The 16,709-nt window shown below is 36.3% G+C and carries 11 protein-coding genes and 3 pseudogenes; 11 read left to right on the forward strand and 3 right to left on the reverse strand.

What is annotated here, in order from left to right; all coding sequences use genetic code 11:
- Positions 1-233: 233 nt before the first annotated feature.
- The 4 genes and pseudogenes from J2Y03_RS00285 to J2Y03_RS00300 all read left to right on the forward strand — a co-directional run.
- A pseudogene (locus tag J2Y03_RS00285) lies at positions 234-1,049 on the forward strand (ribonucleotide reductase N-terminal alpha domain-containing protein); the annotation flags it as partial.
- A 333-nt stretch (positions 1,050-1,382) separates the two neighbouring features.
- Positions 1,383-2,003 (forward strand): annotated as a pseudogene (locus J2Y03_RS00290) (vitamin B12-dependent ribonucleotide reductase); the annotation flags it as partial.
- 176 nt (positions 2,004-2,179) lie between these two features.
- Positions 2,180-3,292 (forward strand): annotated as a pseudogene (locus J2Y03_RS00295) (vitamin B12-dependent ribonucleotide reductase); the annotation flags it as partial.
- Between the two features lie 288 nt (positions 3,293-3,580).
- Entirely contained in the window at positions 3,581-4,537 is a 957-nt protein-coding gene (locus J2Y03_RS00300; protein ID WP_310189729.1) for an LAGLIDADG family homing endonuclease, read from the forward strand.
- Between the two features lie 151 nt (positions 4,538-4,688).
- On the opposite strand, the gene J2Y03_RS00305 is transcribed toward J2Y03_RS00300, so the two are convergent.
- Complete coding sequence (locus J2Y03_RS00305; protein WP_310189732.1) at positions 4,689-5,873, reverse strand: chromate transporter; 1,185 nt, start codon at positions 5,871-5,873, stop codon at positions 4,689-4,691.
- A gap of 217 nt (positions 5,874-6,090) precedes the next feature.
- Between J2Y03_RS00305 and J2Y03_RS00310 the strand changes: the two genes are divergently transcribed.
- The 5 genes from J2Y03_RS00310 (at position 6,091) to J2Y03_RS00330 (ending at position 11,887) form a co-directional block, all read left to right on the forward strand.
- Positions 6,091-6,825 carry an urease accessory protein UreH domain-containing protein gene (locus tag J2Y03_RS00310; RefSeq protein WP_310189735.1) on the forward strand — a complete coding sequence of 245 codons (735 nt, stop codon included), beginning with the start codon at positions 6,091-6,093 and terminating at the stop codon, positions 6,823-6,825.
- Between the two features lie 173 nt (positions 6,826-6,998).
- The gene (gene copZ, locus J2Y03_RS00315) at positions 6,999-7,205 is read left to right on the forward strand and encodes a copper chaperone CopZ (RefSeq protein WP_310189738.1); all 207 of its coding nucleotides are present in this window, start codon (positions 6,999-7,001) and stop codon (positions 7,203-7,205) included.
- Positions 7,206-7,285: 80 nt separating this feature from the next.
- Positions 7,286-9,700, forward strand: coding sequence for a heavy metal translocating P-type ATPase (locus tag J2Y03_RS00320; RefSeq protein WP_310189741.1), 2,415 nt, complete (start codon positions 7,286-7,288; stop codon positions 9,698-9,700).
- 129 nt (positions 9,701-9,829) lie between these two features.
- Positions 9,830-10,516, forward strand: coding sequence for a response regulator transcription factor (locus J2Y03_RS00325; protein ID WP_310189742.1), 687 nt, complete (start codon positions 9,830-9,832; stop codon positions 10,514-10,516).
- Positions 10,517-11,887 (forward strand): sensor histidine kinase, encoded by a 1,371-nt coding sequence (locus J2Y03_RS00330; RefSeq protein WP_310189744.1) that lies wholly within the window; start codon positions 10,517-10,519, stop codon positions 11,885-11,887.
- Between the two features lie 54 nt (positions 11,888-11,941).
- Here J2Y03_RS00330 and J2Y03_RS00335 read toward each other — a convergent pair whose 3' ends face one another.
- Positions 11,942-13,732, reverse strand: coding sequence for an urease accessory protein UreH domain-containing protein (locus J2Y03_RS00335; protein ID WP_310189747.1), 1,791 nt, complete (start codon positions 13,730-13,732; stop codon positions 11,942-11,944).
- Between the two features lie 196 nt (positions 13,733-13,928).
- On the opposite strand from J2Y03_RS00335, the gene splB reads away from it, so the two are divergent.
- Both splB and J2Y03_RS00345 read left to right on the forward strand, forming a co-directional pair.
- Positions 13,929-14,954 (forward strand): spore photoproduct lyase, encoded by a 1,026-nt coding sequence (gene splB / locus J2Y03_RS00340; protein WP_396954152.1) that lies wholly within the window; start codon positions 13,929-13,931, stop codon positions 14,952-14,954.
- A 96-nt stretch (positions 14,955-15,050) separates the two neighbouring features.
- Positions 15,051-15,935 carry a patatin-like phospholipase family protein gene (locus J2Y03_RS00345; protein WP_310189751.1) on the forward strand — a complete coding sequence of 295 codons (885 nt, stop codon included), beginning with the start codon at positions 15,051-15,053 and terminating at the stop codon, positions 15,933-15,935.
- A 35-nt stretch (positions 15,936-15,970) separates the two neighbouring features.
- On the opposite strand, the gene J2Y03_RS00350 is transcribed toward J2Y03_RS00345, so the two are convergent.
- Positions 15,971-16,363, reverse strand: a complete 393-nt coding sequence (locus J2Y03_RS00350; protein WP_310189753.1) for an SA1362 family protein — start codon at positions 16,361-16,363, stop codon at positions 15,971-15,973.
- Positions 16,364-16,709: the final 346 nt, after the last annotated feature.

The raw sequence follows: 16,709 nt of genomic DNA on the forward strand, positions 1-16,709 counted from the left end.
GAGATATCGTATCTTTCCTCCTGTTTATAGTTTATTTTGAGTTTGACAAACTAAATTTTTTCTGCATAAAACACAATATATAGTGGTGTCGAAAATATTTTCGGTACTATATATTGATTTGTGCATCCAACCTGTGTTAATTTATTTATATCAAGTCAACACGATATACAAGATATAGTCTAACTTACTAGAATTTTACACAAGATATAGAATTTTTTGAAGGAGTTGTTCTCATGTCTGTTGTTTTTAGACAAAAATTGAATATTGATTTTGAAAGGTTGAATGAGGATATCCACTTATTCCCCCAGGTCCACCCAGTAACCCCAGATATGAAAATAACTCATAAGGGTGTTTCACGTTTGGTCATGTTGGACCGCTACACCTTCAAAGATACTGCAAAAATAACCCTAACAAGTGGCGACTTTGTTGTACTCACAATAAAAGAAGATCCAAAATTCCCAGCACGCGGACTTGGATACATCATGGATATAGATTGGGAGCAGAAAAAAGCAAAGGTTTTAGTAGAAGAAGAATTTAGAGGTGTCCTTGATGCCCCTGAAGAAAGTGCAACTGGTTTAATTTGGCGGTCTCTTGATGTAATTGAAAAACCTCTGGAACTGTTTTATGAGCAAATCGCTAAGCGTAATGCAACGGGTCTTGCCTCAGTTGAAGAGACAGAAGAGAAGCGAATCGAGTGGTTTGAAAAGTTTTACAATGAGTTAGTTTCGATGAACTTCATTCCAGCAGGCCGTGTCCTTTATGGAGCAGGAGCAGAAACGGATGTTACATTCTTTAACTGTTACGTAATGCCTTTCGTTCCGGATTCACGTGAAGGGATTTCTGATCATCGTAAGCAGGTAATGGAAATCATGAGCCGCGGCGGCGGTGTAGGAACAAATGGTTCAACATTAAGACCTCGAAACACCTTGGCAAGAGGCGTAAATGGAAAATCATCTGGTTCGGTATCGTGGTTAGATGATATTGCGAAATTGACGCATTTAGTAGAACAAGGTGGTTCACGGCGTGGAGCACAAATGATAATGTTAGCGGATTAACTAAAGGTGCACTAGTCCGCGTCGTTCAGAAAATGAATGACTAGAAAATCGGGTGAATTGCAGGAAAATCCTTAGAGACTTGCAAGCTACAACGTGACCGGAAACGGTGAGCGTGAATGCTTTAAAAATTGTAAGTATTGGACAATCTGCAGCCAAGCGTCATAGGGCAAAGGTTATGGCGAAGGTTCAACGACTAGAGAGTGAGTCCCAACAATAAACTCTCATAAGCGCCCGGCCCCTAACAGTTTTAAGCTGAGGGTGATGATATAGTCTAGTCCGTCTGCCTTTAGTGGGCAGAGTAATATCCTGAAAAGGACGGTATATACGTGGCATCCAGACATAATTGAATTTATTATCTCAAAAATGCAAAACCCAAGAATTCTACGGTTTTTAATTGAAAATACAAACGATGAAACTATAAAGAAACATGCAAAGGATAAACTTAAATTCACTCCTTTAACAGCACAAGAGAAGGCAATGTACCAAGGAATCATCAATTACAAACACATTCCAGGATTGGGTGGTTTCGGTGAGGATGTTATTGCTGAGGCTGAAGAGAAGCTTCAAACTGGCGGTAACTACACTGTTCATAACCCAGAATTCCTAACAGGAGCAAATATATCTATTTGTTTGACGAAGGAATTCATGGAGGCAGTTGAAAATGATAGTGAGTACGAGCTTCGTTTCCCATATGTTGAACATTATAGTAAAGAGGAAATGAAGATTTACAATGAAGAATGGCATAATGTTGGAGACGTACGCGAATGGGAGAAACTCGGTCATAAAATACGGGTTTATAAGAAATTTCAAGCAAAAGAACTTTGGAACCTTATAAACATTTGCGCTACCTACTCTGCGGAGCCAGGAATATTTTTCATCGATAATGCTAACGACATGACAAATGCAAAAGCATATGATCAGCAAGTCGTTGCAACAAATCCGTGTGGTAAAGTGCTTGCCTCACGTTAAAAACTCGACCTAATTGACTTGGAACCTGACCACGTAATGGTGAAGGCAACAGGGCGGAACCCAAGGGACCGTGAGAGACTAAAGCGGTTGAGCCAGTATTTCGATACTGTAAGCGATAGTCCAATCCTCTTAGAAATAAGAGAGCGAGAAACAAGGAGCAACCTCTCGCACCATTCTCTGTATGTAACCTTGCAGCTGTTAACCTTGCGGAAATGGCTGATAAGGAAACAAAAACAGTTGATTTTGAGAAGTTAAAGAAAACAGTTGCTATTGGCGTTAGAATGCAGGATAACGTTATTAATGCTACACCATACTTCCTTGAAGAAAATAAGAAGCAGGCTCTTGGTGAGCGTCGAGTAGGTTTAGGAGTAATGGGCTTACACGATATGCTTATCTACTGTGAAACTGAGTACGGTTCTGAAAAAGGGAATAAACTTGTAGATCAGGTTTTTGAAGTAATTGCAACCACAGCGTATAAAACATCAGTGGAATTAGCCAAAGAAAAGGGAAGCTTCCCATTCTTAAATGGTGAAACACGAGAAGAAACGAACCGTTTACGACAAGCGTTTATCGATACAGGATATATGAAAAAAATGCCTGAAGACGTTCGCCACTCTATTTTAGAAAATGGAATAAGAAATTCACATTTGCTAACTGTTGCTCCTACGGGATCGACTGGTACCATGGTTGGGGTTTCTACAGGATTAGAACCTTATTTCTCATTCTCTTATTTCAGAAGCGGACGCCTTGGTAAATTTATTGAAGTGAAAGCTGATATCGTTCAAGAATACTTAGATAAGCACCCGGAAGCTGACCCAGAAAACCTTCCAAACTGGTTTGTTGCAGCGATGGAACTGGCTCCTGAAGCGCATGCAGATGTTCAATGTGTCATTCAACGTTGGATTGATAGTTCAATCAGTAAAACTGTTAATGCACCACAAGGTTTTAGTGTTGAGCAAGTTGAAAAGATATATGAGCGATTATATCGCGGTGGTGCAAAAGGTGGTACAGTTTATGTAGATGGTTCACGCGATTCACAAGTTCTTACCCTTAAAGCAGAAGAAAACGAAATTCCAACCCAGTTCAAAGAAAAGTCAAAACAGCACGTGGTCCTTCTAGATACTATTAGTGACCTACGTTCAACGGATGTAACCATTGGTTCAGAAGTTGGCAACACGTGTCCTGTCTGCCGCAAAGGAAAAGTAAAAGAAATTGGCGGCTGTAATACATGTTCTAACTGTGGAACGCAGCTTAAGTGCGGTTTATAGAATTCATTCTAAAGAAAATACATCACCATGAAAAATGCCGTTAGTATATTTTACTAACGGTCTTTTTTATATCGAAGATTAAATTCAATTTTTAAAAAGCCGGTTTAGTATCAAGGTTTTCGAAATTTATTTATGATTACAGTAAATATTTTCTCATTACTTTTTTTACTTATAAATACTATAATTGTGTCATTGACCTAATAAAAAAATTGTGATTTTTTCCCTTGTTAGTCGAGTTATTCTTATGCCTTTGTTAAAATCCTTATTATGTAAATACGGGGTGTGGAAATGGAAAAAATAGGGGATTTAACTGGTGAAACGTTTGGGGATTGGAAGATAATAGAAAAAGATGGAAACAAAAACAGAAATATCTATTGGCTTTGTAAGTGCAAAAATTGTGGAGAAATAAAAAGTAAACGAGGAATAAATTTATTGCAAGGAATTGGATTAAACTGTTGTTGTTTAACCGAGAAGCCTTATAAACATAAAGAATCTTTAGAAAAGTTAATAGAAAAATATAGTGATAGTGAAATTGGAAAAATGTTTAATGTGAAAAGAGAAACGATTAAGTATTTTAGGACTAAGTATGAGTTACCTCCATGTCCAATTAGGGATAGTAAAAGACCAAATAAATATACTTTAAATAAACAATTTTTCAAAGAAATTAATAATGAATTCCAAGCATATATACTAGGATTTATTTGTGCAGATGGTTATGTTCATAAGAATGGTAAGGTTGTAAGTATAGCCATTAAACAAAGTGATAAACAAATATTAGAGAATATTAAGGGTGTCATGGAAACGAATGCAGAGTTACGGGTAAAAAAGAAACCTTCAAATCAAGAGGATCTTTTGGTATTAAATATATCAAGTTGTGAACTAGTAAATGATCTAGCAACACTTGGAATAACTCCAAATAAATCAAAAATTATTAATTTACCATTAATAAAAACACATTTGTACAAGCATTTCTTCCGTGGCTTATTTGATGGTGATGGGTATATTGGAGAAAGGCAATTTACATTAACAAGCGGTTCAATTTATATCCTAACAAGACTGCGCGAAATAGTGCAGAAGGAAACTAAGCAAAAGCTGACCTTAAGAGAACTAAAAAAGGATGGTTACATTAGAGGTTATCAATTATATGGTGGAAAAAAGAATAAGGACGTGTTGGATTGGGCATATAGTAATTCTAAAATAAGTTTAGAAAGGAAATATAGAAGATATATTAAATTTTGGACTTAGTAATTTAAATGAAGAAACTTCACAAGGATGAAAAATAATAGTGTTTTCATTTTGTGAATTTCATTTTTTATCCATGGGACACAACTTAAGTGCGTTTATAAAAATTAAAAAAACGAGGATGTCCTAATAGGGCATCCTCGTTCTTGAAATATTATCCAATTAGGCTCATCAGGTAACCACCAATGGTCCCGGTAATCACGATTACCCATGGAGGCAGCTTCCAATAAGCTATCATGCTAAATAAAATGGCAGCAAAGACGAAATCAATAGGTGTTAAAATTGAACTTGTCCAGATTGGATTGTAAAATGCTGCGATTAAAATTCCAACAACAGCTGCATTTACCCCCATTAATGCACCCTTTATTTTTGGATTACGGCTTAATCTGTCCCAGAAAGGTAATGTACCTAAGACGAGCAAGAAAGCAGGCAGAAAAATTGCTACAGTTGCTAGCAGCCCTCCTGGCCAACCATCAACAACTGCACCTATATAAGCAGCAAAAGTAAACAGTGGTCCAGGGACAGCCTGTGTTGCTCCATATCCTGCAAGGAATTCTTCCTTATTAAGCCAGCCGGTTGGGACAAATTCACGTTCCAATAGAGGTAAAACCACATGCCCGCCTCCAAAGACTAAAGATCCAGAACGATAAAAACTATCAAACATTGCGATCCAATTAGTGGTAGTCAATTCTCTTAAAATAGGAAGAACAATTAGCAATCCAAAGAATAGTCCTAGACTTATGAATGCAAATCTACGGGAAAGTGGAAAATGCATCGAGGATTGAGGAGATTCTTTCTGATCCTTATAGATAAAATAACCGACAGCTGCAGAAATTAGGATTACAATTACCTGTATATAGGCAGTTTGCCATATAAGTGTACCTATTAAAGCAAACAAAGCTATCGATTTTCGTGATAAATCGGGGGTTAACTTTTGAGCCATACCTAAAATGGCATGAGCAACCACAGCAACAGCAACAATTTTTAACCCGTGAATCCAGCCAGTATTTCCAATATCCACGCCTTGGAGTATATGGGCAAAAAGTATAAGCGCTATAACTGAAGGAATCGTAAAGCCAAGAAATGCAAATATCCCTCCTAATAATCCACCCCGCAGAACTCCAATTCCAATTCCAACTTGGCTGCTTGCCGGTCCAGGCAAAAATTGACATAGTGCTACTAAATTAGCATACCCCTGTTCATCGAGCCACTTTCTTTTTCGAACATACTCTTCATGAAAATATCCTAAATGAGCGATAGGACCGCCAAAGGATGTAAGACCAAGCTTTGTAGAAACAATAAGAATTTCGAATAGTAGTGAAAGCTTTTTTTGATTCATATATCCCCCTTTTTTGGAGCTCAATAGTATTAATTATATTTTAAATGGTTACGTGAAAGATTTATGTTTATTGTTTGTAAAGATTTATTAACTTTATTATGACAATAAGTTGTCGCAAAATTGTCGAAATCTCTACATACGTTCTTCATATAACCTGAGTACTATTGAAATAGTAGTAATTCATAAGAACAATATTTACTAGAATTCAGGTGATCAAATGTACAATTTAATGAGCCAATTTAGTTCGTTTGTTAGCAAACCGTTTTTTATCATTGCCAATAACTTGGAGTCATTGCCAATCGTTTTCGCCCTTATATTAGGAATTGTAGGAGCGCTGGCACCCTGCCAACTTACGGGGAACATCAGCGCTTTAACACTTTATGGTAACCGATCTTTTCAACAGAAAATTGTTTGGAAGGATGTTATCTTCTTCACTTTAGGAAAAATAGCGGCATTTTCATTATTAGGTGGACTGGTATGGATTTTAGGAAGAGAAATTCAAGAAAGTCTATTATCGTATTTTCCTTGGATCCGTAAAATTATGGGACCATTATTAATCATTGTAGGGTTATATATGATTGGATTAATAAAACTAAAAGGGACCATTAATTTATTTAAAGGATTTAAAGATTACAAACAGGAAACACCATTTGGTTCATTTATGTTAGGTTTTAGTTTTTCCCTTGCTTTTTGTCCCACCATGTTTATCCTGTTCTTTGTTACTCTAATGCCGGTTGTATTGTCCAGTTCATATGGGTTTATTCTACCGTCTATTTTTGCGATAGGAACTGCCCTGCCGCTGATTCTTTTCATTTTGATTATTTGGTATCTAGGCGGTGGTGGGGTATTAATGAAAAAGGGAAGAGGAGTTGGTGTTATTATACAAAGACTTGCTGGAATCATTTTGTTACTTCTGGGGATATTTGACTCCATTACCTATTGGTCTTTGTAACATTTTCTGCATGAAAAATGGCTTTATGAACAAAATGTGAAAGTTGGAAAATAATAAAATATATCTATAAAAAGTGCTTTACATAGGGTAGGGGGGTATGGTTAAATGGAATCAAGAACCTTACCTCTATTACGAGGTTATAATAAGTGTAAATCAGGAAAGGGTGTATATAAGTGGAAAAAGTAACATTAAACGTTCAAGGTATGTCATGCGATCATTGTGTAAAAGCTGTTGAAGGTAGTGTTGGTGAACTTACCGGAGTTAGTGCAGTAAAAGTAAACTTAAAAGCCAATACAGTGGATGTTGAATATAACAATCAAGAGGTAACGCTGGATAAAATCAAAGAAACAATTGATGACCAAGGATACGATGTAAACTAAAAATAATGGCACGTGCTATTCATTAGCACGTTCTTTTTTCAAATATATATACCCGGGCAGGGTATGTGGAGGTGGCTTTTATGATTCAAAGTTTAAAAGAAACCAATTTGCAAATCTCTGGAATGACCTGTGCCGCTTGTGCCACAAGGATTGAAAAGGGACTAAATAAATTAGAAGGTGTACAAACAGCAACCGTCAATTTGGCTTTAGAAAAATCTGCTATTAAATACGACTCAGAAAAATTAAAAGTCGAGGACATTGAGAAAAAAATTAGAGATCTTGGGTATGACGTCGTTACCGAAAAGGCTGAGTTTGATATTACCGGTATGACATGCGCAGCCTGCTCTACAAGAATAGAAAAAGGTCTAAATAAACTTGATGGTATCGTTAAGGCAAATGTAAATCTTGCTCTTGAAAAGGCAACTGTTGAATATAATGGTTCGGCGTTAACAGCAAGTGACATTATTAAAAAGGTAGAAAACCTTGGTTATGGGGCTCATATAAAGGAGGACGCAAAAGAAACAAGCGACTATCGTCAAAAGGAAATTAAAAAGCAATCAAGAAAATTTATTGTTTCAGCAATTCTTTCACTCCCATTATTATGGGCGATGGTTGGACATTTTACATTTACTTCCTTTATCTGGGTTCCTGAAGCCTTTATGAATCCTTGGGTTCAGCTAGCATTGGCAACACCCGTTCAATTTATTATTGGTGCCCAGTTCTATATTGGAGCATATAAAGCATTGAAAAATAAAAGTGCCAATATGGATGTCCTTGTTGCCCTTGGTACATCTGCAGCTTATTTTTACAGTTTATATTTATCGATTATGTCGATTTCGATGGGTACACATTCACTTGAACTTTATTATGAAACCAGTGCAGTCCTTATAACATTAATCATTTTAGGTAAGCTTTTTGAAGCGAAAGCTAAAGGTCGTTCCTCAGAGGCAATTAAAAAATTAATGGGGCTTCAAGCTAAGACGGCAACTGTCGAAAGAAACGGGCAAGAACTGGAAATCCCGCTTGAGGAAGTTATCGTTGGTGATATCATATATATCAAGCCTGGAGAAAAAATTCCGGTGGACGGAAAAATTATCGAAGGAAATTCTGCAATTGATGAGTCAATGCTTACAGGTGAGAGCGTCCCAGTTGATAAGAGTATTGGTGATGAAGTAATTGGAGCAACTCTAAACAAAAACGGTTTCTTAAAAGTGGAGGCTAAAAAAGTTGGCAGGGATACCGCATTAGCTCAAATTATTAAAGTGGTCGAAGAGGCACAAGGTTCGAAGGCTCCTATCCAGCGCTTAGCTGATAAAATATCTGGAATATTTGTTCCGATTGTTGTTGGGATTGCGGTAATAGCTTTTATTATTTGGTATATGTGGGTGGCCCCTGGAGATTTTGCAGAAGCTTTAGAAAAAATGATTGCTATTCTCGTGATTGCCTGCCCATGTGCATTAGGATTAGCAACACCAACATCTATTATGGCTGGGTCAGGGAGAGCGGCAGAATTTGGTATTCTATTTAAAGGTGGGGAACATTTGGAAATGACCCATCGAATTTCAACCGTTGTATTGGATAAAACTGGGACAGTAACGAATGGAACACCTGTATTAACCGATGTTTTCACTAATGAATTAGTTGATGAGAATGAATTTTTATCCTTAGTTGCTTCAGCTGAAAAGCAGTCGGAACATCCACTTGCACAAGCAATCGTTCAAGGAATAAAAGAAAAAGGGATTCCTTTAAAAAATGTCACAGAATTTGAAGCCATTCCTGGTTTCGGTATTAAAGCAATGGTCGATGGTAAAGAATTATTAGTTGGTACAAGGAAATTAATGAACAAGTATAATGTACATGTTGAAGCTGCTCTTGCACAAATGGATGACATGGAAAGGGTAGGAAAAACAGCTATGCTTACCGCAATTAATGGTCAATATGCAGGTACCGTGGCTGTTGCTGACACCATTAAAGAAACGTCAAAAATGGCGATTAGCCGCCTCAAAAACATGGGACTCGATGTCATTATGATCACAGGTGATAATCAACAAACAGCTGAGGCTATTGCAAAGCAAGCAGGTATTGTTCACGTAATTGCCGAGGTTCTTCCAGAAGGAAAGGCAGCTGAAATTAAGAAATTACAGGAACAAGGCAAGAAAGTGGCAATGGTCGGAGATGGAATTAACGATGCTCCAGCACTTGCTGTGGCAGATATTGGAATGGCAATCGGTACCGGAACGGATGTAGCGATGGAAGCGGCGGATATTACCCTCATTCGCGGAGATTTAAATAGTATTGCAGACGCAATCTTCATGAGTAAGAAGACGATAACGAACATAAAGCAAAATCTTTTCTGGGCACTCGCTTATAATTCCCTTGGTATTCCATTTGCTGCCCTCGGCTTCCTAGCACCTTGGCTTGCAGGCGCCGCAATGGCATTCAGTTCAGTATCAGTTGTTCTAAATGCATTAAGGTTACAAAAAGTAAAATTATAATTGTGAAACTTCATAGATAAACCCTAAGGCTGACACATAATTGTCAGCCTTTTTCATATTTTCCACTATATTCAGCTAGTATACTTATTTTACAAAGGATTGAAAAAATAGTGAGCAGGGTGAAATAGTATGAATCATATTTTACTTATTGAAGATGAGGAAAGTGTATCAACTGTCATAAAAGGTTATTTAGAAAAAGAAGGATATAAAGTTCATAGTGCTGCAACTGGATTAACAGGAATAGACCTTTTTAAAACAGTAGATTTTAAACTTTTAATCTTAGATTTAATGCTTCCTGATTTAAGTGGCGAGGAAGTCTGTAAAATAATCCGTCAAACCTCTGATGTCCATATTTTTATGCTGACGGCAAAAGGATCACTAAATGACAAAATAGAAGGATTAAATATAGGTGCAGATGAGTACTTGATAAAGCCGTTTAGCCCAAGAGAACTAACTGCAAGGGTGAATGCACTGTTCAGGAGAATCAGTGCCAAATTTCCATCTTCAAAGGTAATTTTTGATGATGGTTATTTACAGATTGATTGTGACAAGAGATCCGTGCGAATTTTGGACCAAGAGATTCCGTTTACACCTAATGAATTTGATATTATCTGTGCTTTAGTAACTGTCAAAGGAAATGTACTATCAAGAGAACAGCTAATAGATAAAATCTTTGGAGTAGATTTTAGCGGATACGATCGAACAATTGATGTGCACATAAAAAATATTCGAAAAAAAATAGAAAATGACACCAAGAATCCTAAATATATCGTTACGGTAATGAAAGCGGGCTATAAATTTGGCGGTGAGAAGTAAGTGCAATCTATCAACAGAAGATTAAGTATTTTATTTGTTTTGTGTGCAATTGCTGCGATCTTTCTAGTCACAGTGTTTGTGAATATAACAGTTTCAAATAAATTTAACGAATACATGATTGATATTCAAAATAAGAGGTATGAACGAATCGTTTCCTATTTTGAGGAAGCATACAAGCGGGAAGGTAAATGGACTGTTGATACTGGTGTGGAATTAATGCATGAGGCTTATATGGGAAACTATTGTTTGACTCTTTTGGATCGTGATAAACAGCCTGTATGGGGAATGGACCCCAATGATTTATTAAATCAAATTCATATCGGTGAAATGTCTGTCCTTGATAAAGGTGTCTACACAACCAAAACGTTTGAAATAAAAGTGGATGGTATAGTTGTTGGCTTTGTTGATATTGGACAATATTCATCTGTATTGTTATCAGAAGAGGATATAAACTTTAAGGATTCTATTAATAAAAGTATTGTTGTCAGTGGGGTTATTACTCTAATAATCGTCAGTTTTTTAAGCCTTTATTTTTCAAAACAATTTTCTACTCCGATTCGGGAGGTAGCAAAAATGTCCGTTAGCTTATCCCAAGGGAATTTTGATGCTAAATCGGATGTAAAAAGTAATATAGAAGAGCTCGAGGATTTAAGGAAGAGCGTAAATATTCTTGCCGAAAAATTAAAGTATCAGGACGCGCTTAGAAAGAGGTTAGTATCAGATATAACACATGAAATTAGAACGCCATTGAATGTCCTGCAAAATAACCTCGAGGCCATGATTGATGGCGTGTTACCTGTAACAAAATTGGGGTTAAATTATTTAAATGAGGAAGTAATTCGGTTTGGCAAATTAATAAATGACTTAAATTTATTAAAGGAGTTTGAATCGGAAAGTATCAAGCTTAATTATGAACCCATCCACTTGGATGATTTTATAATAGAAATGAGTAAAGATTTCTTTATCGGGGTGGAAAGTAAAGGTATCTCCATCGAATATGAAATACTACCTAATGAAAAATTTCAAATTATTGGAGATATAGATAAAATAAAACAAGTTATCATAAACTTACTATCAAACGCTATTAAATTTACTGGAAATAATGGGAAAATTACTATTAAACTATATAAAGAAATGAAACAGATCGTTGTAGAAGTGATTGATAACGGCATCGGTATTAAGCAAGATGATTTACCCTTTATCTTTGAAAGGTTATACAGAGGAGATAAAAGCAGGAATCAAATTGAAGGAAATGGTATCGGGTTAACGATTGTTAAGAATATACTAGAGCTTCACAATGCAAAGATTGCGATTGATAGTAAGGAAGGAATAGGAACCAAGGTGAAAGTCTATTTTAATTCAGCAAATTAAATGAAGGTAAAAAAGAGCTTTGGTAATCAATATGATTGCCAAAGCTCTTTGTCATTACTGAATATATTTTGCTCTAACCTCTTCAACGTCCACTGTATTTAGATCTTCCACCACTTCAATGATACCAAGCAATTCTTGCTCATTTAAGAAGATGCCATAAGATCCACTATCTTCAATGGAGAATTCAATATTATTAATCCCTTTTGTACCTGTAAAATCAGTTACTATTTGCTTTGTTGATGAATTCAATATCATAAAGTAGCCTTCAGCAATATCAAAGGCCGTTAAATCTAAAGCCATTTTTGTATTAATTCCTTTATTCACTATAATAATAAGCGGTTCAAACTCATATCCAGTTCCTTTAATAGCTAATGTCTGTCCGTTTGCAGTAACTTCAGCTTTTTTAACTAAACGATCTGTCGTTACCTTACTGAAATCGTCACCGTAGATGCTAGGCTTGGCTGGTTCAGTTGGGGGTGCTGTTACAGCTGAATCAACACCCTCTCCGTCACTACTTGAAGCCGAGATAGATTCTAAATCATCTACAACTTTTATTACTCCACGCTTCATTCCCATCCAACAACTAAAGTTAAGATCATCATTTCCAGGTGTAAATTCAATCAGGTTATTCCCACTTTGCAGTTTCTGTTGAATGTTCATATCCGGTACGACAATCGTATTATTACAACCAGTAATCTCTTCGCCTTCGACAACCCATTTAAGAGGCATTCCCTTTTGTACATAAAGCGTTTTTGGAGTGTAGCCATAAACATTGGCAGTCATATTCAATACCTGAACACCGTCTTTAATTGTTGCTTTAACTGCATTGGATGGGTCTGTTGAGGCGCGTGTCTCACCAAATGCTCCAACGCTAGCCATAATCGCCATCGGGCTTATATTCATACCTGCAAGGGCAAGTCCCCTATTACTCATAATAAGGCCAAGCATAATAATTAAAACACCGCTAAATTTAAGTATTTTCTTTGTATAGCCTTTGCTTAATAATCCAGATAATGCTCCAAATGTCAGCATTAATGGAACCGTTCCGATTGAAAACATAAACATTGATAAAGCACCAGCTGCTGCACTGCCAGTTCCTAAAGCAAATATTTGCATGGTTTGTAATGGACCACATGGCATTAACCCGTTTAGAAGCCCGACAAAAAACGGAGCTTTCGGTTTACTCATTGCTTTACAGGCAACATTAGGTAATTTAATTTGGAATTTCCTAAAAGCCTTAAACCCTGACATATTAAATCCCATCATAATCATGAAAATACCAGCAAATAACTGTAATCCTGCTTTAGCATTTAGAGATAAGGCGAATACTGAACCAATGGCTCCAATGACTCCACCTAGAATGGTATAGGCTACTACCCTTCCAGCATTATATAAAAGTGCTGGTTTTATGGCTTCAAATTTATTCTTGCTTTCTTTACCGATACTTTGTGAAAGCATGATGCCGCCGCACATTCCAACACAATGGATAGAAGTAATCACACCTACAACAAATAATACAGCATAAGAAGCATTATTTAGTTGTGATTCCATATCGTAGTTACCAGAATTGATTCCGAGCAGCACAACCGTTACTACTGCGATCATAATGCCGATAAACTTATAGTCATTAGACTTTTCTGTGCTATAGCCAACACTTTGAATGGCTGCTTTTATTTTTTTTATACTGCAAAGGTCATCATCATATTCGATATCCGCAAATTGACCACTAAAACTTGCTTTTACATTTACTACACCATCTAATTTCTTTACTGTTCGTTCAACCCGCTTCTCACAGGATGTACAAGTCATCTCATACACCTTTATGCTTTCTTTTTTTATGCTCATAAGAGTTCCCTGCCTTTACTTGTTAATCAACATTAACTAATTAATAGGTAAAGTATAGTGAATTCTTGTGTTGATGATATGAAGAAAGAGAGTACTAAAGTGAACAATTTGTAGCCAAAATATAAACAAATTATGAACCATGTTAATAAAATTATTGCTCATACTATAAAAAATAGATTGAAAAGAGGAAAACAATTTGGAACCTTTTATGCCGCAATTAGTATATTTTGAACCGAGAGCCTTAGAATACCCACTTGGAAGAGAACTGAAAGAGAAATTTGAAAACTTGAATCTTGAAATTAGAGAGACTACCTCCCATAACCAAATTCGAGATTTGCCAGGGGAAAATGAAAACCAGAAATACCGAAATGCAAAATCAACCCTTGTTGTAGGAATTAGAAAGACTTTGAAATTTGATACTTCTAAGCCTTCAGCTGAATATGCCATTCCTTTGGCTACTGGCTGTATGGGGCATTGTCATTATTGTTATTTGCAAACAACACTCGGAAGTAAACCCTACATTCGCACCTATGTAAACTTAGATGATATTTTTGAGCAGGCCCAAAAGTACATGGATGAGCGTGCACCAGAAATCACAAGATTTGAAGCGGCTTGTACCTCGGACATTGTTGGTTTGGATCATTTAACACACTCACTAAAGAAGACAATTGAGTTCATTGGACAATCGGACTTTGGAAGGCTCCGATTTGTTACAAAATTCCATCATGTAGATCATCTTCTTGACGCCAACCACAATGGCAAGACAAGGTTCCGTTTTAGTGTTAATTCACGTTATGTGATAAAAAACTTCGAACCAGGGACCTCTTCCTTTGAAAATCGGCTGTCAGCTGCTAGAAAGGTCGCAAAGGCAAATTATCCTTTAGGGTTTATTGTTGCACCTATTTATTTGCATGAAGATTGGAAAGAGGGGTATCGTGAACTCTTCCAACGATTATGTGATGAACTTACAGGTATAGACATACCCGATTTAACGTTTGAACTTATCCAACACCGCTTTACAAAACCTGCAAAAAATGTGATTGCCAAACGGTACCCAAAAACAAAGCTAGAAATGGATGAGGAAAAGCGGAAATATAAATGGGGTCGCTATGGGATTGGAAAATACGTTTATCCTACAGAAGAAGCAAATGAATTAGAAACCACGATTCGCACTTATATTGAAGAATATTTTCCAAATGCTGTGGTCGAATATTTCACGTAGAAAATTAATTTAGTTTTTTTTACTTGTACACCGTACTATTTCTGCCTGCACCTGCTTAAAGATGTAACAATAAGTTCACCTTTAGGAGTGGCTGCCATGAAAATAGACGGTGTTTTTTCTGGAGGAGGAATTAAAGGTTTTGCCCTTATTGGGGCCATTCAAGAAATTGAAAAAAGAGGCTTTCAATTTGAAAGAGTTGCTGGAACGAGTGCTGGGTCGATAGTAGCTGCGTTAATTGCTGCAGGGTATGGGAGTGGAGAAATAGAACAACTTCTTGACGAACTGGATTTAACTAAATTTCTCGATCCACGGAAAATGATTATTCCTTTTCCACTTGCTAAATGGCTGTTTGTTTATTGGAAGTTAGGATTATATAAAGGAAATGAGTTGGAAAAATGGATTGAAGAAAAATTAGCTTCAAGGGGGGTAAGAACGTTTTCGGATTTGCCAGCGCAAAACCTAAGGATTATTGCATCAGACCTCTCAAATGGAAGATTAATGGTTCTACCAGATGACTTAGTGAAATATGGTATTTCACCTGAATCATTTTCAATCGCGAAGGCAGTAAGAATGAGCTGTAGTATCCCATACTTTTTTGAACCTGTAAAATTGAAATCAATGGATGGTGTAAATGTTATAGTGGATGGCGGGGTATTGAGCAATTTCCCCATGTGGCTTTTCGACAGAGATAACCTACAAAAAATAAGACCGGTAATTGGGATTAAGTTAAGCGCAAATGAATACGAGCATGAAAAACATCAAATCAAAAATGCCATTCAATTGTTTGGTGCATTATTTGAAACCATGAAGGATGCTCATGATTCACGTTATATTTCTAGAAAACATGAAAAAAATATTATATTTGTACCTAACGAGGGTGCCTTATCAATGGAGTTTCATTTGACTGCAGAAAAGAAACAGGAGTTGTTCGAGTTAGGCAGAAATGCTGCTCAAAAGTTTTTTAAGTCATGGTGTTATTAAATTGCAGAATTATCAGAAATAAAAAAGTCGAGCGTTTATAAGGACGCTCGATTTTTCTTTTTACCTTTTTTTCCATCGATGACAGTTAAGTGAACTGGAGATTTCTTTTTTATCTTCTTGCTTTTCTTTAATGAAGCTAGCGAGCCTAATGAAGAACTTTTAGTTTGAAGTTCTCCAGTTTTAGATTGCAATCGCTTTTTGGATTTCTTAGCTGCTTTAATAAATGCTTGCTGCTCTTTTTTCTGAGGATTTGCTCTAACAATTAGACGGAATACGAAAAATATGGCTAAGCCGACTAATGCAAAGACTGCTATACTCTGAAGAAAACCAATAGGATCACTCGTTAATGCCCCAATAATGCCAATTATACCCAGAACAATAACACTACCAACCAAAGGAACGGAAATCCGATTTTTCAAGAACGCCACCTCCCTAAGAGCATCATAAGCATTTTCTTAATTTTTTAAACACATAAATAATAATGTTTTAGAGTATTTCTACAGCGATATACTACTATTTAATCACCATTTCCCTATTTTTAAGTTCGTTAAAGGGAAGAACGGTTCTTAAGATGGATAACCAATGACATAAAGAAAAATTGTATATACTTAATTTAATTCTACTTCAAATAAGAAAAAACCTCTAGGATGACATAATATTTCCATTAAAAAATTTATTCTATGCAATTGAATGGTAAGGAAAGGGCATAATATGGTGGAATTCTAATGAGTTAATATTTAATTTAAAAAAATTCACCATTATTGGAGGTATTTA

It is taken from the genome of Neobacillus niacini, assembly GCF_031457145.1.
GTDB classification, from domain to species: Bacteria; Bacillota; Bacilli; order Bacillales; family Cytobacillaceae; genus Neobacillus; species Neobacillus niacini_J.